This is a genomic window from Pseudomonas sp. IT-P74, assembly GCF_949768175.1.
Lineage (GTDB): Bacteria > Pseudomonadota > Gammaproteobacteria > Pseudomonadales > Pseudomonadaceae > Aquipseudomonas.
Genome location: NZ_CATKQD010000078.1, coordinates 1 through 275, shown reverse-complemented (window position 1 = coordinate 275; position 275 = coordinate 1). Strand labels below are relative to the sequence as shown.

The window sequence follows — 275 nt, the reverse complement described above, 5'->3', positions numbered from 1 at the left end:
CGGCGTCGCTCGAGATTGAACTGGCGTGCGGCGAGGCGCGCTACATTCACGGTTACATCAGTCGCTTCAGCCTGCAGAACAGTGACGGTGGCCTGGCTTACTATTCGGCCACCTTGAGCCCCTGGCTGTGGATGCTGTCGCGCCGCTTCGACTCGCGGATCTTTCAGGAGCAAACCGTCGAAGACATCCTGCGCACGGTGTTCACCCACTATGGCGTGCTGCCCGGGTTCGAGTTCCGTCTGGAGCAGCCGCTCAAGTCCCACAGCTACATCACC

1 protein-coding gene is annotated in these 275 nt (G+C 61.5%); it reads left to right on the top strand.

What is annotated here, in order from left to right; all coding sequences use genetic code 11:
• The coding region (locus ACM6J5_RS25920) for a contractile injection system protein, VgrG/Pvc8 family (protein ID WP_414929601.1) at positions 1 to 275 on the top strand (275 nt) is incomplete at both ends.